25 protein-coding genes are annotated in these 23,969 nt (G+C 59.3%); 12 read left to right on the forward strand and 13 right to left on the reverse strand.

All coding sequences use genetic code 11. The features are described from left to right. Positions 1-31: 31 nt before the first annotated feature. Entirely contained in the window at positions 32-1,180 is a 1,149-nt protein-coding gene (locus HPY65_04470; GenBank protein NPU83722.1) for an acyl-CoA dehydrogenase, read from the forward strand. Between the two features lie 158 nt (positions 1,181-1,338). Then, on the forward strand, positions 1,339-2,253 hold the full coding sequence (locus HPY65_04475) for a 2-dehydropantoate 2-reductase (GenBank protein ID NPU83723.1): 915 nt from the start codon (positions 1,339-1,341) through the stop codon (positions 2,251-2,253). A 92-nt stretch (positions 2,254-2,345) separates the two neighbouring features. Here HPY65_04475 and HPY65_04480 read toward each other — a convergent pair whose 3' ends face one another. Together HPY65_04480 and HPY65_04485 are read right to left on the reverse strand one after the other, a co-directional pair. Continuing rightward, positions 2,346-3,077, reverse strand: coding sequence for a response regulator transcription factor (locus tag HPY65_04480; GenBank protein NPU83724.1), 732 nt, complete (start codon positions 3,075-3,077; stop codon positions 2,346-2,348). Between the two features lie 2 nt (positions 3,078-3,079). Continuing rightward, positions 3,080-4,048 carry a HAMP domain-containing histidine kinase gene (locus tag HPY65_04485; GenBank protein ID NPU83725.1) on the reverse strand — a complete coding sequence of 323 codons (969 nt, stop codon included), beginning with the start codon at positions 4,046-4,048 and terminating at the stop codon, positions 3,080-3,082. 294 nt (positions 4,049-4,342) lie between these two features. Here HPY65_04485 and HPY65_04490 point away from each other — a divergent pair, with 294 nt between their 5' ends. Further along, positions 4,343-6,079, forward strand: a complete 1,737-nt coding sequence (locus HPY65_04490; GenBank protein NPU83726.1) for a B12-binding domain-containing radical SAM protein — start codon at positions 4,343-4,345, stop codon at positions 6,077-6,079. A 140-nt stretch (positions 6,080-6,219) separates the two neighbouring features. Here the strand turns inward: HPY65_04490 and HPY65_04495 are convergent, their stop codons facing one another. The 10 genes from HPY65_04495 to HPY65_04540 all read right to left on the reverse strand — a co-directional run bounded on the left by HPY65_04495 (position 6,220) and on the right by HPY65_04540 (position 14,267). Then, complete coding sequence (locus tag HPY65_04495; protein NPU83727.1) at positions 6,220-7,755, reverse strand: MFS transporter; 1,536 nt, start codon at positions 7,753-7,755, stop codon at positions 6,220-6,222. Between the two features lie 379 nt (positions 7,756-8,134). Further along, positions 8,135-8,539: a hypothetical protein gene (locus HPY65_04500; protein NPU83728.1), complete on the reverse strand. Its 405-nt coding sequence runs from the start codon at positions 8,537-8,539 to the stop codon at positions 8,135-8,137. A gap of 145 nt (positions 8,540-8,684) precedes the next feature. Next, positions 8,685-9,086 (reverse strand): hypothetical protein, encoded by a 402-nt coding sequence (locus tag HPY65_04505; GenBank protein NPU83729.1) that lies wholly within the window; start codon positions 9,084-9,086, stop codon positions 8,685-8,687. Positions 9,087-9,111: 25 nt separating this feature from the next. Then, entirely contained in the window at positions 9,112-9,537 is a 426-nt protein-coding gene (locus tag HPY65_04510) for a hypothetical protein (GenBank protein NPU83730.1), read from the reverse strand. 313 nt (positions 9,538-9,850) lie between these two features. Beyond that, entirely contained in the window at positions 9,851-10,270 is a 420-nt protein-coding gene (locus HPY65_04515) for a hypothetical protein (protein NPU83731.1), read from the reverse strand. A gap of 125 nt (positions 10,271-10,395) precedes the next feature. Then, positions 10,396-10,800, reverse strand: coding sequence for a hypothetical protein (locus HPY65_04520; GenBank protein ID NPU83732.1), 405 nt, complete (start codon positions 10,798-10,800; stop codon positions 10,396-10,398). A 133-nt stretch (positions 10,801-10,933) separates the two neighbouring features. Further along, on the reverse strand, positions 10,934-11,353 hold the full coding sequence (locus tag HPY65_04525) for a hypothetical protein (GenBank protein NPU83733.1): 420 nt from the start codon (positions 11,351-11,353) through the stop codon (positions 10,934-10,936). Between the two features lie 107 nt (positions 11,354-11,460). After that, entirely contained in the window at positions 11,461-11,865 is a 405-nt protein-coding gene (locus tag HPY65_04530) for a hypothetical protein (protein ID NPU83734.1), read from the reverse strand. A 249-nt stretch (positions 11,866-12,114) separates the two neighbouring features. Continuing rightward, positions 12,115-13,107, reverse strand: a complete 993-nt coding sequence (locus tag HPY65_04535; GenBank protein NPU83735.1) for a 4Fe-4S binding protein — start codon at positions 13,105-13,107, stop codon at positions 12,115-12,117. Between the two features lie 218 nt (positions 13,108-13,325). Further along, complete coding sequence (locus tag HPY65_04540) at positions 13,326-14,267, reverse strand: MBL fold metallo-hydrolase (GenBank protein ID NPU83736.1); 942 nt, start codon at positions 14,265-14,267, stop codon at positions 13,326-13,328. Positions 14,268-14,508: 241 nt separating this feature from the next. On the opposite strand from HPY65_04540, the gene HPY65_04545 reads away from it, so the two are divergent. From HPY65_04545 to HPY65_04575, 7 genes are all read left to right on the forward strand, one after another. Next, on the forward strand, positions 14,509-15,009 hold the full coding sequence (locus HPY65_04545; protein ID NPU83737.1) for a cyclic nucleotide-binding domain-containing protein: 501 nt from the start codon (positions 14,509-14,511) through the stop codon (positions 15,007-15,009). Between the two features lie 133 nt (positions 15,010-15,142). Then, on the forward strand, positions 15,143-15,967 hold the full coding sequence (locus HPY65_04550; GenBank protein NPU83738.1) for a DUF2608 domain-containing protein: 825 nt from the start codon (positions 15,143-15,145) through the stop codon (positions 15,965-15,967). A 315-nt stretch (positions 15,968-16,282) separates the two neighbouring features. Further along, a complete protein-coding gene (locus HPY65_04555) occupies positions 16,283-16,654 on the forward strand; it encodes a cytidine deaminase (protein NPU83739.1) in 372 nt (123 codons plus the stop codon). 123 nt (positions 16,655-16,777) lie between these two features. Further along, positions 16,778-17,386 carry a LysE family transporter gene (locus HPY65_04560; GenBank protein NPU83740.1) on the forward strand — a complete coding sequence of 203 codons (609 nt, stop codon included), beginning with the start codon at positions 16,778-16,780 and terminating at the stop codon, positions 17,384-17,386. Between the two features lie 97 nt (positions 17,387-17,483). Next, on the forward strand, positions 17,484-18,095 hold the full coding sequence (locus tag HPY65_04565) for a GrpB family protein (protein NPU83741.1): 612 nt from the start codon (positions 17,484-17,486) through the stop codon (positions 18,093-18,095). Positions 18,096-18,167: 72 nt separating this feature from the next. Further along, complete coding sequence (locus HPY65_04570) at positions 18,168-18,668, forward strand: HXXEE domain-containing protein (GenBank protein ID NPU83742.1); 501 nt, start codon at positions 18,168-18,170, stop codon at positions 18,666-18,668. A 31-nt stretch (positions 18,669-18,699) separates the two neighbouring features. Next, positions 18,700-19,551 carry an MBL fold metallo-hydrolase gene (locus HPY65_04575; GenBank protein ID NPU83743.1) on the forward strand — a complete coding sequence of 284 codons (852 nt, stop codon included), beginning with the start codon at positions 18,700-18,702 and terminating at the stop codon, positions 19,549-19,551. On the opposite strand, the gene HPY65_04580 is transcribed toward HPY65_04575, so the two are convergent. Then, positions 19,552-21,249, reverse strand: a complete 1,698-nt coding sequence (locus HPY65_04580; protein ID NPU83744.1) for an AMP-binding protein — start codon at positions 21,247-21,249, stop codon at positions 19,552-19,554. A gap of 467 nt (positions 21,250-21,716) precedes the next feature. On the opposite strand from HPY65_04580, the gene HPY65_04585 reads away from it, so the two are divergent. Together HPY65_04585 and HPY65_04590 are read left to right on the forward strand one after the other, a co-directional pair. After that, positions 21,717-23,231 carry a transglutaminase domain-containing protein gene (locus HPY65_04585; protein NPU83745.1) on the forward strand — a complete coding sequence of 505 codons (1,515 nt, stop codon included), beginning with the start codon at positions 21,717-21,719 and terminating at the stop codon, positions 23,229-23,231. Positions 23,232-23,237: 6 nt separating this feature from the next. Continuing rightward, on the forward strand, positions 23,238-23,969 hold the full coding sequence (locus HPY65_04590; GenBank protein ID NPU83746.1) for an ABC transporter ATP-binding protein: 732 nt from the start codon (positions 23,238-23,240) through the stop codon (positions 23,967-23,969).

Consider the following 23,969-nt stretch of genomic DNA (forward strand, 5'->3'; position numbering starts at 1 on the left):
CCGGCAGGGATCCGAACCGGAGGAGGCCGCCATGGATTTTCAGTGGACCGAGGAGCAGGACCTGATCCGCAGGAACATGCGGGAATTCGCCGACCGGTACGTGGAGCCCATCGCCGCGGAGATCGACGAGCACAGCCGCCATCCGGCGGAGGTCTTCCGGAAGCTCGGCGAGGACGGCTGGATGGGCATTCCCATTCCCCGGGAGTACGGGGGCGCCGGGGCGGATTTTCAGACCCATGCCGTCGCCGTGGAGGAGATCTCCCGGTCCTGCTCGTCCACGGGCTTCACCCTTTCGTTTCACGCCGGCATCATCGGTACGGCGATTCTTCTCTCCGGGACGGAGGAACAGAAGCGGAAGTACCTCGTACCCCTGGCGGAGGGCCGCCACCTGGGGGCCTTCCTGCTGACCGAGCCGGGCGCCGGGACCGACGTCATGGCCGTCCGCACGGAGGCCGTGCGGGAGGGGAGCGATTACGTCATCAACGGGACCAAGACCTTCGTCTCCAACGGTCCCATCGCGGACACCTACATCGTCTTCTGCTGGACCGACCGCTCCGCGGGCCGGAAAGGCATGAGCGCCTTCCTGGTTCCCCGGGGGACCCCCGGGCTGGAGCCGGGGCAGCCCTTCCACAAGATGGGCCTCCGGGCGTCCCAGACGTCGGAGGTCCACTTCCGCAATTGCCGCGTTCCTGCGGAAAACATCCTCGGCGGCGAGGGAGGGGGGCTTGGTGTCGCCATGAAGGGATTCGAGCGCGGGCGGGTCGGGATCGCCGCCCAGGCCGTGGGCATCCTGCAGGCGGCGCTGGACGAGTCGGTCCGGTATGCCCGGGAGCGGGTCCAGTTCGGCAGCCCCATCGCGCGGCAGCAGGCCATCGCCTGGATGATCGCCGACATGGCGACGGACCTGGCCGCGGCCCGGCATCTCGCCTGCCATGCCGCCTGGCTCCTGGACATCGGTAGGCCTTTCGGCACGGAGGCCTCCATGGCCAAACTGTTCGCCACGGAGGCGGCGATGCGGCAAACCGTCAAGGCAGTCCAGATCCACGGCGGGTACGGGTATGTCAAGGGAGCGAAGGTGGAGCGCCTGATGCGGGACGCCAAGATCGCCGAGATTTACGAAGGTACGTCGGAAGCGCAGCGGATGGTAATATCCGGAAGCGTAATGCGTCGGGGTGGCTGAAGGGCGGGCATCCGCCCCGATCCGGCCATCCCTCCGGGACGCCGGGATCGGGGTTTTTGGCTCCTCGGGGGCGGATCCCGTCACGGCCATCCGTTTCATATTGCAGACCGGTCTCATGGAAAACGGACCGTGCGACCATGTACAGGGAGGCGAATGTGATGCCGGCCATCCAGAAGGTTTCCATCATCGGGGCGGGTGCGCTGGGGGCGGCCTACGGGGCGCTCTTGTACGACATGGATCCGGGATGTGCGTCCTTCGTCGCCGCCGGCGAGCGTTTCGAGCGGCTCAGGCGGGAAGGGGTGATCGTCAACGGCAGGCATTACGCCATCCCCGTTCTTCCGCCGGAGGACGCATCGCCGCCGGCGGATCTCGTGATCGTCGCCGTCAAGAACCACCACCTGGACGCGGCGATCGGGGAGATGAAAAACCGGGTCGGCGGGGATACGGTCATCCTGTCCCTCATGAACGGGATCGACAGCGAGGAGCGCATCGGCGCCGTCTACGGCATGGACAAGGTCCTGTACGCCCTGACCATGGGGATCGACGCCCTCCGGGAGGGCAACCGCGTTGTCTACACGACGCAGGGAAGGATCTTTTTCGGGGAGGCGAAGAATCCCGCCGTCACGGAGCGGGTCGCCCGGGTGCAGGCGCTGTTCGACCGGGCGGGGATCGCCTGGGAGACGCCGCCCGACATGATCCGCACCCTCTGGTGGAAGTTCATGGCCAACGTGGGCATCAACCAGGCCTCGGCGGTCCTGCGGGCGCCCTATGCCGCCTTCCAGGCTCCGTCGGACGCTCGGGAGCTGATGCTGTCGTCCATGCGCGAGGTGATCGCCGTCGCTGAAAAAGCCGGCGTGTGCCTTACGAAAGAGGACATCGAGGCCTTCGACCCGATCCTGGCCCGCCTGAGCCCCGGGGGCAAGACGTCCATGCTGCAGGACGTGGAGGCCCGCCGGAAGACCGAGGTGGAGATGTTCGCCGGGACGATGATCGCCCTGGGGGAGAAATACAGCGTCGCCGTGCCGGTGAACCGGATGCTCTTCGAGGCCATCCGGAAAATCGAAGCAACCTGATTCAAGTCAGGAAGCGAGAACGCTCACGGCCCGCCGACTCCTCGAAGCGGCAGGGCCCTGCCCGGATGTTTTGAAGAATCGCATGTTCCTGGTCACGGGTGGTCGAACAGGTAGCCCACCGAGCGGAGGCTCTTGAAGTAGACAGGGTGCTCCGGATCCAGCTCGAAGTATTTCCGCAGGCGGACCATGAAGCTGTCCACCGTCCGCGTCGCCGTCACACCCGAGTACCCCCAGCCTACCTCCAGGAGTACCTTGCGCGACAGCGGCTTCCCCCGGTTCGTGATAAACACCCGGAGCAGCTTTATTTCCTGGTCCGTAAGCTGAATAAGCCCCTGCCTGCACTGTGCCGTCTTCTTTTCGAAATCGATGATGTTCTCGCCGAAGGTATAAATATTCGCGGCTTCGCGTCCCGTCCTCCCACCGTCCGCTGTGCCGCCCCGGCTCCAGGAGGATCTCATGAGGAGCCGTTCGACCCGGAGCAGAAATTCATCCAGGTTAAAAGGCTTGGCCAGGTAGTCGTCGACGCCGCAGGAAAACCCCCTGATCCGGTCATCGGGCTCCCCTTTGGCGGAAAGAATCAGAACGGGGAGCCTCTCGTCCTCCAGGCGGATGTGGCGCAGGACCGACAGGCCGTCCAGCCCGGGCAGCATGATGTCGAGGACAATCAGGTGGGGATTCCACTCTTTCCACAGGTCAAGCCCCCGCGTTCCGCTGCCGGCAATCGCCGTCTCGTACCCCTGAAGGGTCAGGTTCAGCTTCAGCCCCTCGGCGATGTGCTCGTCGTCTTCAATGATGAGGATGCGCCTGGTTGGACTCTCTTTCATGGTTATCCTTTTTTCTTTGCCGGGCGGTGCAGGGACAGGGTGAACACGGATCCCTTCCCGATTCCATCGCTCTCGGCCGTCATGTTCCCCTGGTGGAGCCTGGCGATTTGCTGGGCGAGGTAGAGGCCGATGCCGCTTCCCCCGGCGGGTACCTGTTCACTCCGGTGGTGTCCCTGGTAGAACTTCCTGAATATATTTTTAAGATCCTTCCCGTCGATGCCGATTCCGTTGTCCCGGAAGTGGATCAGGATGCGTTCCTTGTCCCGCCCGAAGGAGATCCGGACGCGGGGATTCCCGGAATCGTTGTATTTCATGGCGTTGGTCAGGGTATTCATGAGCAGCATTTCAAACAGGGGGACAACGACGGGATAAAGGATTGCCCCGCCTGACGGGTTTTCCAGGCTGATTTCACAACCCCGGAAGAGATGGCGGTTGCTAACCAGGAACTCCCGCATCAACTCCACCAGGTCCACCGTCGTGAAGTCGCCTCGGTAAACCCTGCTTTCAATCCGCGCCAGGTTCAGGATGCTGTTGATGTTGCCGGCCAGCCTCTCCACGTCCCGGAGCATGAAGTCGATATACCGGAGCTGGTCTTCTCTCGGTATCTCATGTTTCGCGAAGGTTTCAAGGTAGAGTTTCAGCGACGTGACCGGTGTTTTCAGCTCGTGGGTGAAGTTGTTGATGAACGTGTTCTGCAGGCGGTAGAGGTGCATCGTCTTGACATTGTAAATGAAGATCATGAGCACGCCGACCAGGATGACGCCGACCAGGAGCGACAGGATGACGATGACGACCCAGGTCTTTGCCTCGAAAAACTGGTTCGGATCGAGATTGTAGCGAAGGCTCAGCGCCTTGAGCCCCTCGCTGACTCCGACATACCAGTAGATGTAGAGAAAAAGCGAGATGGCCAGCGCGATCACGGAAAGGACGAAGGTGAAGACGGGGCGGAAAAACCATTTTGCCTGTTCCATGATCCCTTCCTGCGGGTGCGGGTGCCCTCCCACGGCCTGCATCGGGAGGATTGCTCGTAATGAGCCGGTTTGCCGATAAAAGGAGACGGATCGACGTTATCTGCGGAGACGCGACGGCATGGGAGGATACCTATATGACGGCGGGCCTCCTGTCAATCGTTCCCAATGGCTGCGTCACTCCGGTGTGCATTGTAAAAGTATTGTAAAACAACGACTTGGGTCTTCCTTTTGGCCGGTATCCATACTAAAGACAACTCACCCGCAAAAATCATCCCTTTTCACAGGAGAAAATTAATGACCAACCAGCCCCGCCATCCGCTCGGTACCCGGGCCCGCATCCTGCTGACCAGCGTCTTCGGACCCTATGCTCAGGATGATGAATACGGCAGCCGCAGGATCAACCCGATGGAGCTGTACCAGAATCAGGTGACGCGCGTTCAGGGGGGATTCTCCCTGCGCATGTTTCACCGGTCCTTCGGCCTCATGATGATCCAGGCCAACCTGGAGGCTCCCTGCACCCTCCTCGATTTTCCCGACCGGGAGCGCTTCATTGGGGAAATCCGGGATCGCACCTACGAGGTCATCGGCATCAGCGGGATTCTTCCCAATGTCGGCAAGATCCGGGAAATGTGCCGGCTGATCCGGCAGCACCAGCCCGCCGCTACGATCGTCGTCGGCGGCCATGTCACCGGGAAGGAAGGACTTGAGCAGATGATCGACGCGGACATCATCGTCCGTGGTGAGGGGATCCGGTGGTTTCAGCGGTACCTGGGACAGGACGACAAGACGCCGATCCGGCACCCCATGGCGATATCCGGCTTCGGCAGCAGGATGTTGGGCATCAATATCGGCGGCAGGCGCGGCGGCACGGCGGCGATCCTGATTCCCTCCGTCGGCTGTCCCGTCGGATGCAACTTCTGTTCGACCTCGGCCCTGTTCGGCGGCAAGGGCAATTGCATCCATTTCTATGAAACGGGGGATGAGCTTTTTGCCGTCATGTGCGAACTCGAGAAGAATCTCGAGACGAGGTCCTTCTTCACGCTGGACGAAAACTTTCTTCTCCACAAGAAAAGGGCGCTCCGGCTTCTCGAGTTGATGGAGGCCCACAACAAGAGCTGGGCCGTCTATGTCTTCAGCTCCGCCCGGGTCCTGAAATCCTACAGCATCGACCAGTTGCTGAGGCTTGGCATAAGCTGGGTCTGGATGGGGCTGGAAGGGGAAGAGAGCGCCTATGACAAGCTGAAGGGAGTGGACACCCGCGATCTGGTGAAGACCCTGCAGTCCCACGGCATCCGGGTCCTGGGTTCCTCCATCATCGGGCTCGAAGAGCACCGGCCCGAAACCATGGATGACGTGATCGACTATGCGATCAGCCATGATACGGTTTTTCACCAGTTCATGCTCTATTCGCCGGTTCCGGGGACGCCTCTTCATGAAAAGCACAAAGAGGACGGAACATTGCTTCCGGAAACGGAATTCCCCCTCGCCGATGCCCACGGGCAGTATCGCTTCAACTATCGTCACCGGCATATCCGGAACGGTCAGGAAGAGGAATTTCTCCTGGAGGCCTTCCGGCGCGACTTCGAGGTGAACGGACCCAGCCTGCTGCGCATGATCCGGGTGATGCTGGACGGATGGAAAGCGAACAGGGATCAGGCGCCGCGGATCCGGAAACGCATCGACCGGGAGGTTTTCCCCCTGAGATCGAGCTATGCGGGCGCCGTCTGGGCGATCCGGAAGTGGTACCGACGCAGCAATCCGCGGATCGCCGTGAAGGCCGACCGGCTCCTCGGGGATCTCTATGAGACCTTCGGCTGGACGACTCGGCTGATCGCGCCTGTTGTCGGCCGCTATGCCCATCTCATGCTGCAGAGGGAAGAAGAACGACTGGCCGACGGCTGGACGTACGAGCCCGGCACCTTCTGCGAGAAGAACGCCGCCGCTGTGCTTCTGGAACAGGAAGAGGCGGCAAAGGCAAAAGCGGTCGCGGGAAAGATTCGTCCTGTCGTCCGCGAGCCCAGGCCAGCCTGATCTTTCATCGTACCGGTCGCCTGGAGGAATCCCTTTCTGCCTCCAGGCGCGGCTGATCCTGCTTTTCCTCGTTTCCCCTCATCCCACATCCGCTCGAAACGGACACCTCCATGTCCGTCGTGCGTCTTTGCGCCCGCCGGTCAGACCCCGTCCTCCGCCTTCAGGCTGAGGAAGATGGCGGACAGGATGACGTAAGCCAGGGCGATCATGAATGGCTGATTTGATCCGGCCTCCCAGGGAAGGTAAATCTCGCCGGTGGGCAAGATCGAGTGGATGAAGCCGAAGAGACTGAAAACGGCGCAGAGAAAGGCGCACAGGGCGGCCGGGCGCGGCTTCCGATCAATGAGAAACGCCACGACGCTTCCCCAGAGCAGGCCGGTCAGGATGAAGCCGTTGCTGAGGACGGTCAGCGTCTGAAACATCGTCTGAAGGCGCGCCGGAAGCGTGTTCGGGTTGACCTCCAGGGCGCCCAGGAACTGGCCCAGGATGATGATCACGAGGTTGGCGACGACGGGCAGGAAACTCATGCTGACGGCGGGCGAGTGGGCGTCAGGGGCTTCCCGGTAGGCCTGGCGGATGATTTCCAGGCCGATGAAGATGAAGATCGGGGCCAGGACGGCCCGCGGGATGAGGCCCACGATCAGGGACAGGAGGCCGACGACGGAGCCGATGCCGATGAGGAGGCCCGTCATGAGTGTGTACCAGTGGGTTGCGCCCATCTTCTTGTAGGCAGGGTGGCCGATGTAGGGCGTCGTCTGCGCCACGCCGCCGAAAAACGAGGCGACGAGGGAGGTAACGGCCTCCGTCAGCAGGATGTCCCGGGTCCTGTAATCGTCCCCCGCCAGGCGGGCGCTTTCCGTGTTGTTGATCCCGCCGATGATGGTCAGGATCGCGAAGGGAACGGCGATGGGCAGATACTGGAGGCTCTGGGGCAGGCTCTTTAGAAAGGAAAGCGAGAAGACAGGGATACAAAGAGACATCTCGAAGCTCGGGGCCTTGAACTCCGGGATGTATCCGCCGTAGCCGAGAGCGAAATGGAGGGCCGATCCCAGGATTACCGCGAGCAAGATGCCGGGGATACGCCCGGGCAGCTCCATCCGGCCCAGGAGGGTGGCGAAAATCAGCCCCAGGGCCACCATGCCCACCACGACCTCGTTGAAAATCTCCAGAAGCGGCAGGAAGCCCAGCAGGAGGAGCCCGATGCCGGCGAGGGAACCCAGGATGCCGGCGGTGGGGACGATGCGCTGCACCCAGGCGCCGAAAAACGACAGGACGACCTTGGCCAGCCCGATCATGAAGAGGGTGGCCATGCCGATCTGCCAGGTCAGCTCCGCGTTTTTCGTGGCGATATAGGCGGGACCCAGGACGGCGTAGACGAGGCCGATGCTGGAGGGAGTGTCGAGGCCCAGGGGCATGGCCGTGACGTCGGTCCGGCCCGTTTTTCTCCTCAGGCGGACGGCCAGCCATGTGTAAACGAGATCTCCGAAAAAGACACCGATGGCTGTCCCGGGGATCATCCGCTTCAGGATGATCTCCGCGGGGTAGTTGAAGGTGAACATCAGGATGGCGCTCATGAAGACGAGAACGCCGACGTTGTCGAGGAACAGGGCCAGGAAGGCCGTGGTCTCGCCCCAGAAACGGCTCCTGCGGTGTGTTCCGTCTTCTTGATTGAACATGCATCAACCTCGCGTTCGCGGCCGGGCTCGATCTCAGGAGAATTTTTCCGGAACTGCTTTTAACCTGTCCAGGAACGATTTGTCATCCGTAAAGTGGGTGCAGGCCCTTTCCTCGATCATGGACATGATTTTTTTCTCGATGAAGCCCTTGACCGGAAGTCAAGCGGCAGACCGGGCGGTTGCAGAGGGAAGAGCACCGGATTTGCTGGTGGGGTTTCTTCGATGAGGAAGGATAGGAGGGCTGTGTTCTGAAAAGCGTTTCAGCGGCTCAAGGAATGATATTCATCCCGGTGGAGAAGAAAAAAGACGGTCACGACCCCCCTTCCTTTCGCGACCGTCTTTGCAGAATCTGTTTTGTAGAAGTATCGGACTTTTTGGATCATTTCCACCCAAACGTGCAGGTATGGGTGGTGTTTCCATTTTCGTCCTTGCTTTCTACAACACCTTTCCCCAAAACATCATAGACCTCAACCCACCCGTGTTTTGCGACATCGACTCGACAAACACCTTTACTGCTCCAGGTAAAGACGTCTACGTACCCTCCCTTCCCTGGTCGGCATTCATGGTTCCCTGCATTGATCTTCCAGTCATTATGGCAGAACCAGCCGCAGTAAAAGTTTACGATGATCTCTCTCGCATCTGTTTTGTTGTAAAAGCAGGATGCCTCGGCGTCTTTGGGGATCATCATGGTTCCCGTCATCAGGAAGATGACGATGATCGCCGCCCACATGGTTCCGTTCTCCGGCAACCCCCGACGGACAGTTTTTGTCAATGCATTCTTCATGACTCGACTCTCCTTTTCGCTGCCTTCGTTCCGAGTCGGACAGATTCAGTCCGTTCAACCGAACGGAGACAATCTTGAAAGCCAGCATCCATACGAGGGAACATCTTTTGCCCGCTTGGACGTGATTTCAAGCGGGTATCAAAATCTACCAATCCAATACGCATGTCTGAGTCGTGTTTCCATTATCGTCTTTGCTTTCAATAACGGCTTTACTCGAAACATCATGGACCTCGACCCAACCGTGCTTTGCAACATCGACTTGACAATACCCCTGACTGCTGGAGGCGAAGACGTGCACGAACCCTCCCTTGCCCGGTCGGCATTCGTGTCCCCCTGCATTAATCTTCCAGTCGTTATGGCAGAACCAACCGCAGTAGAAGTTAAACGTTACATCCTTTTTGTCTGTTTTGTTGTAAAAGCAGGATGCAGCGGAGTCCTTGGGAAGAATCATGGTTCCCGTTAACAGGGTGATGACGAAGACAGCCGTCCACATTGTTCCTGTCCTTCGCAATCCGCCGCCGACTGTTTTCGGAAAGATGTTTTTCATGGCTCGATCCTCCTTATTCCGGATCTCATGGGGTAGGGGTCGGCTTATCTTTATGCCAGTCAAATGTGCATGTCCGTGTTATGTTTCCATTGTCGTCTTTGCTTACGACAACGCCCTTGTCTCCGGCATGAGTGACTTCAACCCAGCCGTGTTTTGCAACCTCGATGTCGCAACTGTGCAATTTTTCAGAAGGCCTGATGGTTGCGATTCCTCCCTTTCCCGGCCTGCACTTGTGCTGATCGGGGTTGATCGTCCACTTGTTCCCGCAGAACCAGCCGCAATTGAAGGATACTGCGATATCGCCGTCCGCTTTGTTGTAGAAGCAGCATGCCTTGGCGTCTCTAGGGATCATCATGGCACCTGTTATCAGGGAGACGGCGATGACCGCCACCCACATCGTTCCTTTCATTCGCAACCCTCGACTCATTGCTTTCAATAATATGTTTTTCATGGCTCGATCCTCCTCTTTCGTTCCGCGTCAGCCAAATTCAATTCATTCGGCTTTTCGTTGATATTCTCATATCCGGCATCGACGTTGGTGGGTATGCATACCCGTTTTGTCGAGATGACCGGCAACTGTTAACCGTTCTTTGAAAAGAGGTTCTGGCTTTGAATCGATCTTGAATGAAAAGGTCAAATATCTTGCCCGCCGGACGCTCAATGGCGGTTTTGATTGCCAGGAGATTGGAGACGGCCACGGCCCCGCCTTATGCCTCGTGGCCGTCTCCACAACATCAGTGTACTCGGGAGGCCTGACAGCTGTTCTACTGAGAAAAAACCCAATCGAAATAGCATTTGTGGACGACGACACCATCGGCATTTTTGCTTTCCACTCGACCCTCACCCCCTGGAGGATAGGCATGGGTGATGTCAACCCAGCCATGCTTTTCAACAGATACATCGCAGGAAGCGACATTTCCGATGCGCCTGACGTTCGCAACCCCTCCTTTTCCCGGCCGGCACTTGTGTTCCCCGGGTTCGAGAGTCCAGTTGTTTCCACAGAACCAGCCGCAGTTGAAGGAAATATGCATCTTGCCGTCACTCTTGTTGTAGAAGCAGCATGCCTCGGAGTCCCTGGAAATCAGTACAGTTGCCGCGATCAATACAATCGCAAAGGTAACCATCCACATCGCTCCTCTGTTACCCAGCCGTTCGCAGATTGGTTTCAACCATTCATGCTTCATGGTTCGATCCTCCTTTCCAGTAATTTCACTCCGTGTCAGACAGCCCGCTCTGCTCGACAAGACGGAGGTGTTTTGCAGCCCGGCCTCGGTAAATGGCCTGTGTTATTGAGTAGCGTCACAGTTCCTTATTTGCCCCAGTCGAACTCGCACACATTGGTCGTGTTTCCATTTTCATCTTTGCTTTCCGCAACGCCTTTATCCTGGACATGATAGACGTTGACCCAGCCGTGTTTTGCAACCGGCAGAAGCTCACAAAAATCTTTTTTATTATGGTAGAGGGTGACGCATCCTTCCTTTCCCGGCCGGCATTTATGTTCCCCAGGGCTAAGATCCCAGACGTTCCAGCAGAATACGCCGCAGGAAAACTTGACCGTGATCTTGTCATCCGCTGAGTTGTAAAAGCAGCACGCCTCCGCTCTCACAGGGATCGTCAGATATCCCGCGATCAGTGCAACAGCGACGATAACCGTCCACATCGCTCTCTTCTCCGGCATCCACCAACAAACCGGTTTCGACAATCTGTTCATCATGGCTCGATCCTCCCTTCCGCTGATTCATTTGCCGGTAGACAATCATCCTGTCTGCAGCGCACAATGTTGCCCTCGGAATCCGGCATCGGCAAATCGTCAGCTCTACTGAATAATGCCGCCTCGTTCTTAATCATCACCAGTCAAAGGTGCAGGTCTCGATCGTGTTTCCGTTTTCATCTTTGTTTTCCACAACGCCCTTGTTTATGCCCTGAGCCGAAACATGATGGACCTCGATCCAGCCGTGTTTCTTAACCCAGATGTAATTGCATGCATGGTAACCATGTTTGGATTTCGAGATCGACGTGGCGTTTCCTCCCTTTCCCGGCCGGCAGGCGTGATCTCCGGGTTCAATATCCCAGTCGTTCCAGCAGAATACGCCGCAGCTAAAAGTAACGTGAATCTTCGTTTCGGTATGGTTGTAGAAGCAACATGCTTCGGTGTTCTTTGGAAACATTAAGGTTCCTGTGATCAAAGCCATGGCGATGAACGCCATCAACATCACTCCCTTGTTTCGGGGCCCTCTGCAGACTGGATTCAACAATGTGCCCTTCATGGCCCAATCCTCCTTTGCTGTGCTGGTGTCTTCTGTCAGATAAACTCAATCTCCGTGCTGCGATTATGGAATAGATCAATTCATGCCGGTGGCAATGCTTGTTCATCTCATTTCACCCAGTCGAACGTACAGGAGTCGATGACGTTGGCGTTATCATCTTTGCTTAGGACGAGGCCTTTGTTTCCTGTACGGGTTACTTCAACCCAACCATGTTTCTTGACGGTAGAGATATCGCATTTCTGTCCTGCCCTCCTGATCGTCGCGTCTCCCCCTTTTCCCGGGCGACACTTATGCTCCCCAGGCTCTAAATACCACGTATTTCCACAGAAAACCCCGCAACTGAATTCTGCATCGATGCCCCCCTTGTCCACCAGGTTATAGAAGCAGCATGCTTCGCTGACCCGCGGCGCGAGTCCGATTCCGACAACAATGGCCATGACAATAATTGTCGCCCACACCCATTGCTTTCTTTCCAACCGGCTGTCGTTGTTTGTCATCAACATGTTCTTCATGGCTCAATCCTCCTTTCCGATGATTTGTCTTCCGGTGTACAAACTCAATCATCCTGATGCGATTACAGAATAGATCATTTCATGCCGGCGGCAATGCTTGATTATCTCGTAAGTATGGTAGGTGTTGATCTGTATACGGGTGTGAATATGGGTGGGTATGATGCTATTGGGGAAAGGGGAATGGAAAAAGGAGTGGATTATAATGCTGTTGAATTCTACGATTGCATGGCCTGGCCCGCGTCTCTGGTTCTATCCCTGAAATTCCTTGGGCTCTTGGATACGAATATCGTATTTCCGTAGAAAATCCTTGAAGCCGTAGACTTTTTTCCCCATGAATACCATGTCGATTGCCTGGGCCGGGCAGTTGTTGACGCAGCCCATGCAGGCGATGCAGCGGTCCTGGTCCACTCTGTGCTGTGCAGGGTGTGTGGCGCCGACCGGGCATACCCGGACGCAGGTGCCGCAGCCGATGCATTTCGCCGCGTCGATGGTATGCCGGGAGATCAAGAGTTTCGTGAATTTCATCATCACGGATCCCTTGAAGACGTCGCCGTAATGAAACTCCTTCCGCACGGGGGAGATGGTGCTGCCGCTCCGGACCGTCTGCAGTGCCTGTTTCGCGAACTCCCGGACCTGTGTGTAGGTCTCCTCGTTCGGCCGGTCCCTGTATTTGAGGATGCGCGCCTCTTTCCCGGACGACCAGGTCGGGGCGAAGGTGGACATGTTGCCGAATGCGGCGATCCCGATCGGGACGCCTCCCTTCGCACACAGAAGCTGGAGCGTGGAGAAGGCGGTGTTGTACTGGTTGTCCCCGGGGCCGCCGAAGGTGGAATAGGCCGCCACAGGAATGCCCCGAATATCAGGAATGGACGCAAGCCAGGATCGGACGTTACCCGGCGTGTCCAGGTAATAGACTGGTGTTCCCAGGACGATGAGATCGTAGTCCTTCATCGCGGATGGATCGAACCGGCGGATATCCAGCGCCGTCACCGCCAGTCCGTTCTGCTCGAGAACCTTTCCGATCAGCCTGCCGTTCCGCTCCGTGTGTCCTGCCTGACTGTACCAGAGGACGAGTGCCGTTTTCGGCTGTGAGGATTTCAGCGGGATTTTTGAATCGGGAATGGTTTCCCTCGTGCATCCGGCCGCGCCGGCGGCTGCCAGGGTCCCTGCGGACCCGATCAGGAACGTTCTGCGCGTGCAGAAGCCCGTGGCCGGCAGGTCGCGTTTGTCTCCCTGCTTCATGGATTTGCCTCTGTGTGTGACGAGTTTGGAATCTTGTGCATCGACCGGGATGCTCAGGCGGACGTCCGTTTCACGATGCTTCCGTCTGCGACGAGGGTCTTCAGGGAATTACGATATCATTTACACTGGGTCAAGAGAAACTGCAGGGCGAGGGTCGGGATACTCGCGGTTGACTCGTTTTGCCGTTTCCAGGAATGGACCGGCGTGTTTCGCCGGGATCATGTTTTTCTGTATTTCCCGTCGGAGTAAAGGATCCTGCCCTGGGACAGGAGACGTGAGAGATGCTTGTCCACGGCGAGATGATCCCAAGCGCAGACCCATTGATCGATCAAGAATTTCCTTCCGTATATCAATCCCTTCGCATGCAGGTCCCTCAACGGTAGCGGCTCAGCGAGGGCTTCCAAAATGCGCTCGTCCCGTGCATCGATCAGCGCGGTATATTTCCGAACGGCTTTCCGGAAGTCCTTGCTCCGAACGATGCCCACCTCATGGCCGGTTACGAATACCTCGGCGTCCAGTTCAGCGATCCGTTCGGCGGATTGGATGAACCGGGCGATATCGCCGTCGGCTCCGAAATACCATGGGCCGAAGGATGTCAGGTCGATGTCTCCGGTATAGGCCACGCCTTCGCCGGGGAAATACAGGCAGCAGAATCCCGCGGAGTGCCCGGGCGCTCCAATGACTTCCATTTTCGTGGTTCCGAAATCCAGGACGTCTCCCCAGCGATAGGTGCCGTCGATTCTTGCCGTCGAGAGCCACCATTCGTGCCGGTTCTGGGGCGAGTAGGGGCTCTGGGGACTGTCGGGGCGCGAGATGCGCTCCAGCCAGCCGGGGATCCATCCTTCACCGTAATAATCGCTCATTCCCAGCCGCTTCGGGATGTCTTCGCGGTTCCGATAACATTCGCTTTCGATATCGTTGACCAGAATTTCGGCCTGATCGAAGAAGTGGTTGCCGGAAATGTGGTCGAAATGAAAATGGGTGTTGATGACCATGTCGACGTTTACAGCGCCTTTTATCTCCATCATCGCCTTCGGGCCGGCGCCGGGGTCGATGACGGCCTTGACGCCATCGTCGATCAGGAGCGAGTTGCAGAAGGGAAAGCGTCCGCCGTTGGTTCCTCGAACGACCCGTATCTTTCCGAAGACGCTTTCATCCATTTCATCCCCGGGGGAGAGTCACAGTTTATAATATTTGGTATGCGGACTATTAGCATGCCCAACAGCTGCTGTAAAGCGTTTTCCAGACCGCGGCGGTGAACCCGAAAACCGGGCCTGCCGAGGGGACGGTTCGGACCGGCGGCTTTCCCTTGACAAGAAAATGCCGGGCATGAAACGGTCACGACGGCTCATCGGGAAAAACGGAAGAGGATCGTCGCAATCACAGGAGGAGGGATGCAGGATGGATGCGCACTCGGTGAAGGAAAACGAAGAACTGATCCAGAGAGTGAAGAGCATGGCTACGTTCCGCTCCTTCGAAAAGAAGGATTTTTACCGGATCCTCAACTTCAGCAAGATCAAGGAGTATGAGCCGGGCGAGCTGATCCTGGCAGAGGGCAGCTATGACAACTGGATCTATTTCGTCCTGTCGGGCAAGGTGCGCATTGTCCGGCACGAAGAGGAGATCGGTGTCCTCAACCGCACCGGCGACATCTTCGGCGAAATGGGGATCATCGACGGATCGGCCCGGTCTGCGTCCATCTTTGCCCTGGAAAAGACCATCTGCCTGGCGACGGACATCTCGTTCATCGATCGCCTGACCGGAGACGACCGGCTGGCGTTCACGGCCATTCTTTACCAGCTCCTGGCGGAGATCCTGGCCGTCCGTTTGAGAACGACCAGTGAAGAACTGGTCAGAGCCAGGGAGGAGATCGCCGATTTGAAAGGCGGGGCGGGCCGGTGAGTGCCGGAAAGGCGGGTGTTGCTTCTTTGCTGCGGTCATAGCCTGACTTCGACCGTAACAACCCGCGAGCAGGAAATTTCAGACACGTGCGGGCGGTGGATCCCATCCATCCCGCGAAAATGGAGGTGTCGACATGAAAAGAGTTGATGGAAGACAGCATGGACGGATGTGCGATCGGGTTCGATGCACCGCGGTGGTCCTGTTGCTTCTGTTCGTTCTTGTCCTTCCTGTTTCCGCAGGAGCCGAGGTTCGCGAGACGACGGATCTGAAGAGCCTGGAAAAGGAAGTGACCGCAGGCACTCTGGTCTGTTTCGACCTCGACAATACCCTGATCCGGGCTGAGCAGATGCTGGGGAGCGACCAGTGGTGGGACGACGTTGTTTATGAGCTGGCCGCGTCCGGTCTGTCCGGGCGGGAAGCGACCATCAAGGCATACCAGATCTGGCTGCCGCTCCAGACAACCAGCCGGTTCATCCCGGTGCAGCCGGACGGCCCGGCGGTCGTGCGCGGCTTCCAGGAACGGGGCATCAAGGTGTTGGGACTCACGGCCCGTCCCTCCATGATCGCCTCCCTCACCTATAAGCAGCTGGCGTCCATCGGCATCGATCTCCGCTGGGGAGAACCCCGGAGCGAGCCGCTGAACCTGACCCTGAAGGACACCGCCCGTTACGAGAACGGCATCCTGTTTGTCGGAGAGCAGAACAGCAAGGGCGAGGCACTGAAGGGTTTCCTGGCCGCAACAGGGATGAAGCCAGCGAAGATCGTCTTCGCCGACGACAAGAAGAAGCATGTCGACGAACTGGAGAGGGTCTTCGGGAGCGGCCCCATCCCCTATGTCGGTTTCCGGTACGGCGGGGCCGATGAATGGGTGAAGCGCTACGACCGCGGCATTGTGGAGATCCAGAAGAAGTACCTGGGCCGCATCCTCCCGGACGATGTGGCGGCAAGGCTGAAATAGGAATGGAGATGGCAGCATGGGGAAGGGCAGGAAAGGAAATGTTCATGAAAGCCATTGGCTGAAGAAGTCGCTGAGGAGTTATCACCAGCGCAGCGAAAGGAGTAGGGCTGGATACACACTTTATCGGAGAAAATGACGAGCCGATTCAAAGAAAGTAAATAGATCCGTATACCGGATCATCAAGTAGGAACCTGTTTTGACAATGTCTATCTGCCATACCTCGTGGCCAGGCGGGTTATCGTTTCGTTGGATGTGAAAACCGGGGGGGAGAAGCCTTTGAAGTACGTCGAGATTGACGCAAAAGATAAGCGGCTCATGGAAGCCGCCGTTGACGTGATCCGACGAAACTACCGGGACGAGCGGCACACCGTTGGGGCGGCCGTGCTGTGTGGTTCCGGGAGAACGTACGTTGGCGTCAACATTGATTCGTGTGGGTACGGGCCTTGCGCCGAACCCGTCGCCATCGGCTCGGCCATCAGCAGCGGCGAACGGGAATTCCTGACCATCGTTGCAGTGGGTGGCCTGGATAAAGGCTATCCTGTTTTGCCGCCTTGCGGGAACTGCCGGCAGCTCTTGCTGGATTATGCTCCCGACGCGATGGTCATCCTTGAATTCAATGAAAGACTCGTCAAAGTCAAAGCCCGTGATCTCCTGCCCGCAGCCTATGCCGGTTTCAACGGCAAATAGGTGCAACAGGATTCCTTTCGAAAAAATCAAACAGACCGTTGACGGAATGCCGAATCACGTTCATTTTGACGTCGGCGTTTTTTTATTCACCAGACCGCGCAGCGCTTTGCGCAAGAGAGACGGATGGAAACGACGCTCCTCCTCAAGGGGATCCTCATCGGGTTTTCAATCGCCGCGCCCGTCGGGCCGATCGGCGTTCTATGCATCCGGCGCACGCTGGCCGATGGGCGGGTCTCGGGCCTTGTCTCCGGCCTCGGGGCTGCGGTGGCGGATGCGGTATACGGCTGCATTGCCGCTTTCGGCCTGACGTTCGTCTCCGGCTTCCTGATCGGCGGGCACGCCTGGCTTCGCATCGCCGGAGGAGCCTTTCTCTGCGTTCTGGGCATCCGGACCTTCCTGTCCGGTCCCGCCGCAAAGGTCGCTCCAGCCGCCGGGAGAAACCTGGCCGGCGCTTTCATTTCGACGTTTTTCCTGACTCTCACCAACCCGATGACGATTCTCTCGTTTGTGGGGATTTTCGCAGGGCTGGGGATCGCAGGCGCCGGCGGGGACTATGGGGCGGCGGGCGCTCTGGTCCTGGGCGTTTTCAGCGGCTCCGCCCTGTGGTGGGTTCTCCTCAGCGGTGGCGTCGGCGCACTGCGGGAGAAATTCACTCCCCGGGGGATGCAGTGGGTCAACCGGGGCGCCGGCGCGATCATTGCGGCATTCGGCCTGCTGGCCCTCCTGGGCTAGGCCGGATGGAGGATGGATCCCCGACTTCTCCGGGAAGAATGCCCGTTCCGGAGACCGGCCTGCCGGACCCGCGTATCTGGGCAACAGGAAGGAAAGAATGGAAACGCTCGACGAAAAGGTGGCCCGCGTGGTGAAGGAGGAGGTAGCCATTGTGCCGTACGATCCCGGCTGGACGGAGACGTTCGAGCGGGAGCGGCGCCATCTTCGGTCCTGCCTGCCCGCAGACCTGCTCGGGAGGATCGAGCATTTCGGCAGCACCGCCATTCCCGGTCTCCCGGCCAAGCCAATCGTCGACATGCTGGTCGAAGTGACGAGCCTGGACGAAACGAAGCGGCGCATCGCGCCCATTCTGGAGGCGCAGGGGTATGAATACTTCTGGAGACCCTCCTGGGGAGAAGACACTCCGCCGTTCTATGCCTGGTTCATCAAGCGGGATGGAAACGGGAACAGAACGCATCACACCCACATGGTCGAGTCCGGATTCGAGCAGTGGGACGGACTCCTGTTCCGGGACTACCTGCGGGAACATCCGGATGCGGCCCGGGAGTATGGCGATCTCAAAATCAGGCTCTCCCGCATTCATGTTCGTGACCGTGTGGCCTATACGACGGCCAAGGGAGACTTTGTCCGGAGAGTTACCGAACTGGCCAGGCGGCTCTATGCAGAAGACAGGAGAATGCACGGGGCGGATGAGCCGCCTCACCGTTGAAGTAGGAGGCCCAGGTACGTCCCGGGTGTAAAGAATTGGTTCCGACTGAGGACCGATCGGGGGAATCGTAACATGACATTTACAGAGTGGCAGTGGCTCTTTCCGCTGGCCATCACCGTGCACAACCTCGAGGAGGCGGTCTGGCTGCCCGCCTGGTCGCAGCGGGCCGGCCGGTGGCATCGCCCGGTGGAGCCGTTCGCCTTTCGGTTCGCCGTGGTTGTCCTGACGGTCCTGGCGTACGCCGCAACGGCCTGGAGTGCCGCCGGGGGGCCGGAGAGCGTTGGTGCCTACCTTCTTTCCGGGTATGCCCTGGCGATGCTTCTCAACGTCTTCCTGCCGCACCTCTTGGCGACGGTGGCCCTGCGCCGCTATGTGCCCGGACTGGCGACGGCGCTCCTCTGCAACCTTCCGGTTACGGCGGGGCTGCTGCAGGCCGCCTTTGCCGAAGGATATGTGAAACTCCCGACGTTTGCGTACTATGCGGTGCCGGTCTGCCTTGGACTTGTCGCTTCCATTCCCGTTCTCTTTGCCGTCGGGAGAAGGATAAAAGGCGGTCCGGGGGACGGCCGTTGAAATTTGCCATTAACGAAAGGAATAACGATTCATGCAGATCTCTCAATGCATCCACGCCATCCGGATTCCGTTTGAAATAGTGGTGGCACCCGGAGTCCGGGTCGCACGGTCGGTTTACTCCTACCTCGTGTTCGGGGACGGGATCGCCCTCGTCGACAGTGGCGTCTCCGGTGCGGAGGCCGTCCTGTTCGAGTACATCCGGAAGAGCGGCAGGGACCCCCGGGAGATCTCGACGCTGGTCCTGACCCATTCCCATCCGGACCACGTCGGATCGGCAAAGGCGATCCGGGATGCCGCGGGCTGTGAAGTCTGGGCGCACGCCGGGGAGAAAGACTGGATCGAGGACACGGAAAAACAGTTCCGGGAACGGCCGGTTCCCGGATTTCACGACCTGGTGGGAGGGCCGGTTGCCGTCGCCCGGTTGCTGGCGGACGGGGAGATCATCGATCTTGCCGGGAGGGTCGGCTGCAGGGTCATCCACACCCCGGGGCACTCGGCGGGCTCGATCTCCCTGTTTTGTGAAGAGGAAAAGGCCCTGTTCTCGGGAGACGCGGTCCCTCTGCCCGGCGACATGCCGATTTACGATGACATCGGGGAATGCATGGCGTCGATGGAAAGACTGGCGCGATGCGGCGAGGTCGAAACGCTGCTCTCGTCCTGGGAGGCACCGGTCCGGGGACGCGAGGCCGTGGCCGAACGCATGGAAGCAGGGCTCGCATATCTGCGGCGCATCCATGAAACCGTCCTGAAGGCGGGCGGCGCCGAACAGCAGGACCCGATGGAATTGTGCCGCCATGTCGTCCGGGAACTGGGGCTGCCGCCCGGCGCGGCAAACCCGCTCACGGCCCGGGCATTCACCTCGAGCCTGAAGGTGTCATCCTGATCAATCCTTTTTGCTTTCCATCATCATGGCCTTGATCTCCCGCTTCAGGACCTTGCCGACGCCGCTCGTGGGAAGCTCGTCCATGAACTCGATCCGCTTCGGGATTTTGTAAGACGCCACCTGTTCCTTCAGGTATTGAATGATGGCGGTCTTTTGCGCCTCGCTCTTGTCGACATCCGCCTTCAGGACGATCGCGGAGGCGACGCGCTCGGAGCCGGGGCGCTCCGGGTCCGGAATGCCGACCGAGGCGGCCTGGGCGATGTCGGGATGCTTCGAGAGCACCTCGTCCAGCTCCCGGGTGAACACCTTGAATCCGGAAACGATCACCATGTCTTTCAGCCGGTCCACGATACTGAAATATCCGTCCTCGTCCATGATCGCGATGTCGCCGGTGAAGAGCCAGCCGTTCCGGACCGTATTGGCCGTCTCCTCGGGCTTCCCGAAATACTCTTTCATGAGCTGGGGACCCCGGATGACGATCTCCCCGGGATCGCCCTGTTTAACCGGCTGCCCCGTTCCCGGGTCGATGAGGACGAATTCGGTGTCCGGGACGGGCATGCCGATGGAGCCGGCCTTTTTCACCCCGTAACGCGGATTGCAGGACGTCACAGGGGACGTTTCCGTCATCCCGTAGAGTTCGATGAAATTCCCCTTCCCGATGATGCCTTCGAGCTCGCCGATGCTTTCCGTCGGAAACGGAGCGGCTGCGCTTAGGCACCACTTGAGGTTCGGCATGTCCAGGCGCTTGAATTCCGGATTTTTCATGAGTTCGTAAAAGACCGTCGGGACGTTCACGATGTAGTGCGGCTGGTGGGCCTTGATCGCCTCGATGATGAAATGCGTGTCCCGGGGGTTCGGCACGCAGATCTGCGTCGTTCCGTGGGTCATGCTGAAGCCGCCCAGGGCGAGCCCTGCGATATGAAACAGGGGGAATGCCGACAGAATCGTGTCCTCCGCCAGGATGTCGGTCCAGGCGAGGACCTGCTGGCGGTTGCACATGTAGCTCCGGTGGGTGAGGACCGCGCCCTTGGCCGGGCCCGTCGTGCCGCCCGTGTACATGATGAAGATCGTGTCGTCGATGCCGCGCTGCACGTCGACGGGACCCGGGGGCGTCTCCCGGACGACGTCCATGAATTTTACCGTCTTTTTCCCGGCCAGCGGTGCCACTTCCGCGGTGGGTATCTTTTTCAGAAGCTTCCCCAGGACGCGCTTCACCCCCGGCAGAAAGTCGGCGATTTCGGAAACGACGATCGTCCCGGTGTCGATCCGGTCGGCGATCTCGGCGATCTTCCCGAAAAGCAGGTCGATCGTGAAGATCATTTTCGTCCCGGAATCCCGGATCTGGTTGACCAGTTCGCCCGGAGTCAGGAGCGGGCTCAGCCCGGTGGAGACGCACCCCGCTTTCTGGATGCCCACAATGCCGATGTAGTGGGCGGGAATGTTCGGCAGGTGCAGCCCCACGACATCATCCGGCTTCAGTCCGCATTGGACAAGATAGCGGGCGACCCGGTCGGACAGATCGTCCAGCTCGCGGAAGGTGATCCGTTTTCCCATGTAAACGATCGCCGCCTTGTCCGGATAGGCCGCGACCACTTCCCGGAACTTCTCGACGTAGGTCTTCGTTTCGTAGTTCAGCGTCGGCGGCACGTTGGGGTCATAATGCTTCAACCAGCGTTTATCGGCTTGAACCTCGCTCATTTCTCGCCCTCCTTTCGTGAAGCGGATTCTGAGGCTCGTTTGCCTGCGGCTGTGGGGTAGCGGCTGCAGGCCTGACAGCGATTATCTTCGTGCTGCACAGACTTCGGTGGAGAGTTGAGTGAAGAAGGAATGACGATTGCCCACCGTTCGATACATTGTTGGTGATGAATGGGTGGTTGACCGTTGTCCGATCCTTCGTCCGGGAATCGGTGCCCGCAGAACGAAGGGAAAAGAGGGATGATGCGGGTTGATTATAAAGGGCTATTGGATAGGAATGTCAAGCAATATCATGCATTAACGATTAGTATCCCCGCACTTTGCCGCGGGATGCAGAAAACCCTCCTGGCGCCGTCCCGGCCGCATCGTCGCTGATCTGCGGAGCGCTTGCCGCCGTTCGATTGACACGGTTGAGAAGCCTGATGTATGAATGTTTATATGAAACCCCAATATCTCCGGAGTCACTCCCGATGAGCCCCGACCTTTCCCCGGAAGGAGGAAGCCCGCGATCTTCGTTTCTCGCCCGCTGGCCCTGGGTGGTGGGGGCGCTTGCCCTGGCGGTCTTCGTGATTCTTCTGGCCGTCCGGATGGACTGGCTTCCCCGGGCCTTCAAGCCGGCCGGCATCCAGGAGGGACAGGCGGGCAGCCTGGTCGAACGGGATCTCTGGATGAGCATCCTCCAGAGCGGCCGGAAAATCGGCTATACACACCGCGTCACGTTGTCTTCACCGGGGGGATGGAAGGTCCGGGAAGACGTGTCCATGCGGATCAACACCATGGGATATCCCCAGAGCATCACCTTTCGCACGTCGGGGGATCTTCATCCCGACCTGACCCTGAAGGCCTTCACGTTCGATCTTCAGTCCAGCCTGTTCCGTTTTTCCGCCCGGGGCTCCGTGGAAGGGGACTCCCTCGTCGTTACCTCCGGACCGCCGGGTGAGGAGAAGGGCGCCCGGTTTTCCCTCCAGTCGGCGCCGCGCCTGTCGGCGGGAATCCTGGAGGCCGTCTGGGCGGCGAGGCTCGGGGAAGGCGAGAGCCGTACGTTCCAGGTCTTCGACCCGGTGGCGATGGGGCAGCGCCCCGTGACCGTAACCGCCGGCGGCGAGGAGGCCGTGGTGATTCAGGGGACCCGGTACAAGGCGCGGAAATACGATGTCGATTTCATGGGCGCCCGTCAGACCGCCTGGATCGGAGAGAAAGGGGACGTTCTCAGGGAGGTGGGTGTGCTAGGCATCAGCCTGGAACGGACCACCCGGGAGCAGGCTCTTGCGGGGCTTGCTTCGGATGCATCGGCGGATCTGACCGAAGTGGCCTCCGTGGCGTCCAACCTGACGCTGAAAAATCCCGCCGGCCTGACCCGGCTCCGGATCCGCCTCACCGGTGCGGACGTGCCGAACCTGGCCCTCAACGGAGACCGGCAGCACTTCGAGGACGGCATTGTCACGGTGACGAAGGAGTCCCCCCAGCCGGCCGGGAAGTCCGAACGGGCGTTCGTGGTCCAGGGAGCCTACCTGGGGAGCAACCCTTTCATCCAGTCGGACGACCGGCAGATCCTGGACCAGGCCGGCCGGATCGCCGCTTTCACCGAGCCGGATTACATCAAGGCGCTGAAGATCGTGTACTGGGTATTCCGGAACATCGAAAAGAAGCCCGTCCTCTCCGTGCCGAACGCGCTCGAGACCCTGCAGAACCGGGTGGGCGACTGCAACGAACACGCCGTCCTTGTGGCGGCCCTGGGACGCGCTTCCGGCATCCCGACCATCGTCGAGGCGGGACTCGTGTACCAGAGGGGGCGGTTCTATTATCATGCCTGGAACGCCTTCTATATCCGCGACTGGGGCAAGTGGGTGACCGCCGACGCGGTGTTCAACCAGTTGCCCGCCGATGTGACCCATCTCCGCCTTGTCCGCGGCGACATGGACCGGCAGATGGATCTGCTGGGCCTGATCGGCCGCCTCCGGCTTGAGATCCTTGCAGCGTCGTAGGGAATCATGATCGAACTGAGCCAGCTGTCCAAGCGTTACGGCCACACCCTGGCGGTGGACCGCCTCGACCTCTCGGTGCCTCCGGGAGAGATTTTCGGCTTCATCGGGCCAAACGGGGCGGGCAAGACCACCACGATCCGCATGATGGGGGGCATTCTGGCCCCGACCGCGGGAACCGTGAGGATCGGCGGCGTCTCCATGGCGGAGGATCCCGTCCGGGCCAAGCGGGCCATCGGTTTCATTCCCGACCGGCCATATCTTTATGAAAAACTCACGGGGATGGAGTTTCTCCGCTTTTCCGCCGATCTATACGGAGCGGCGGGAACCGGTTTCCGGCAGAAGGCCGGGTCGCTCCTGGAAAAGTTTTCCCTCTCCGGCTGGGCCGACGAGCTGGTGGAGGCCTACTCCCACGGGATGAAGCAGCGGCTCATCATCGCCGCGGCGCTTCTCCACGACCCGCAGGTGCTCATCGTCGACGAGCCCATGGTCGGTCTCGACCCGGGAGGCATTAAAATGGTGAAGGACCTGTTCCGGGACCTCGCCGGCGGGGGGACAACCATCTTCATGTCCACCCACACCCTCCAGGTGGCCGAGGACGTGTGTCACCGCATCGGCGTCATCCACCGGGGCCGTCTCATCGCCCTGGGAACCACCGGTGAGCTGCAGCGGACCGCCGGCTCCGGAGATGCCGACCTGGAATCGGTTTTCCTTGTCCTGACGGCGGAGGAAGCGAAGTAA

The sequence above is a fragment of the Syntrophaceae bacterium genome, from assembly GCA_013177825.1.
Taxonomy (GTDB): Bacteria; Desulfobacterota; Syntrophia; order Syntrophales; family PHBD01; genus PHBD01.

Excerpts from the sequence above, each read along its gene's own strand:
- HPY65_04470 (NPU83722.1), top strand. The coding sequence starts at position 32 with ATGGATTTTCAGTGGACCGAGGAGCAGGACCTGATCCGCAGGAACATG.
- HPY65_04485 (NPU83725.1), bottom strand. The coding sequence starts at position 4,048 with ATGGAACAGGCAAAATGGTTTTTCCGCCCCGTCTTCACCTTCGTCCTT.
- HPY65_04490 (NPU83726.1), top strand. The coding sequence starts at position 4,343 with ATGACCAACCAGCCCCGCCATCCGCTCGGTACCCGGGCCCGCATCCTG.
- HPY65_04535 (NPU83735.1), bottom strand. The coding sequence starts at position 13,107 with ATGAAGCAGGGAGACAAACGCGACCTGCCGGCCACGGGCTTCTGCACG.
- HPY65_04565 (NPU83741.1), top strand. The coding sequence starts at position 17,484 with ATGGAAACGCTCGACGAAAAGGTGGCCCGCGTGGTGAAGGAGGAGGTA.
- HPY65_04585 (NPU83745.1), top strand. The coding sequence starts at position 21,717 with ATGAGCCCCGACCTTTCCCCGGAAGGAGGAAGCCCGCGATCTTCGTTT.
- HPY65_04550 (NPU83738.1), top strand. The coding sequence starts at position 15,143 with ATGAAAAGAGTTGATGGAAGACAGCATGGACGGATGTGCGATCGGGTT.
- HPY65_04545 (NPU83737.1), top strand. The coding sequence starts at position 14,509 with ATGGATGCGCACTCGGTGAAGGAAAACGAAGAACTGATCCAGAGAGTG.
- HPY65_04540 (NPU83736.1), bottom strand. The coding sequence starts at position 14,267 with ATGGATGAAAGCGTCTTCGGAAAGATACGGGTCGTTCGAGGAACCAAC.
- HPY65_04580 (NPU83744.1), bottom strand. The coding sequence starts at position 21,249 with ATGAGCGAGGTTCAAGCCGATAAACGCTGGTTGAAGCATTATGACCCC.
- HPY65_04525 (NPU83733.1), bottom strand. The coding sequence starts at position 11,353 with ATGAAGGGCACATTGTTGAATCCAGTCTGCAGAGGGCCCCGAAACAAG.
- HPY65_04570 (NPU83742.1), top strand. The coding sequence starts at position 18,168 with ATGACATTTACAGAGTGGCAGTGGCTCTTTCCGCTGGCCATCACCGTG.
- HPY65_04480 (NPU83724.1), bottom strand. The coding sequence starts at position 3,077 with ATGAAAGAGAGTCCAACCAGGCGCATCCTCATCATTGAAGACGACGAG.
- HPY65_04560 (NPU83740.1), top strand. The coding sequence starts at position 16,778 with ATGGAAACGACGCTCCTCCTCAAGGGGATCCTCATCGGGTTTTCAATC.
- HPY65_04495 (NPU83727.1), bottom strand. The coding sequence starts at position 7,755 with ATGTTCAATCAAGAAGACGGAACACACCGCAGGAGCCGTTTCTGGGGC.
- HPY65_04500 (NPU83728.1), bottom strand. The coding sequence starts at position 8,539 with ATGAAGAATGCATTGACAAAAACTGTCCGTCGGGGGTTGCCGGAGAAC.
- HPY65_04530 (NPU83734.1), bottom strand. The coding sequence starts at position 11,865 with ATGAAGAACATGTTGATGACAAACAACGACAGCCGGTTGGAAAGAAAG.
- HPY65_04520 (NPU83732.1), bottom strand. The coding sequence starts at position 10,800 with ATGATGAACAGATTGTCGAAACCGGTTTGTTGGTGGATGCCGGAGAAG.
- HPY65_04575 (NPU83743.1), top strand. The coding sequence starts at position 18,700 with ATGCAGATCTCTCAATGCATCCACGCCATCCGGATTCCGTTTGAAATA.
- HPY65_04475 (NPU83723.1), top strand. The coding sequence starts at position 1,339 with ATGCCGGCCATCCAGAAGGTTTCCATCATCGGGGCGGGTGCGCTGGGG.
- HPY65_04590 (NPU83746.1), top strand. The coding sequence starts at position 23,238 with ATGATCGAACTGAGCCAGCTGTCCAAGCGTTACGGCCACACCCTGGCG.
- HPY65_04515 (NPU83731.1), bottom strand. The coding sequence starts at position 10,270 with ATGAAGCATGAATGGTTGAAACCAATCTGCGAACGGCTGGGTAACAGA.
- HPY65_04510 (NPU83730.1), bottom strand. The coding sequence starts at position 9,537 with ATGAAAAACATATTATTGAAAGCAATGAGTCGAGGGTTGCGAATGAAA.
- HPY65_04555 (NPU83739.1), top strand. The coding sequence starts at position 16,283 with ATGGAAGCCGCCGTTGACGTGATCCGACGAAACTACCGGGACGAGCGG.
- HPY65_04505 (NPU83729.1), bottom strand. The coding sequence starts at position 9,086 with ATGAAAAACATCTTTCCGAAAACAGTCGGCGGCGGATTGCGAAGGACA.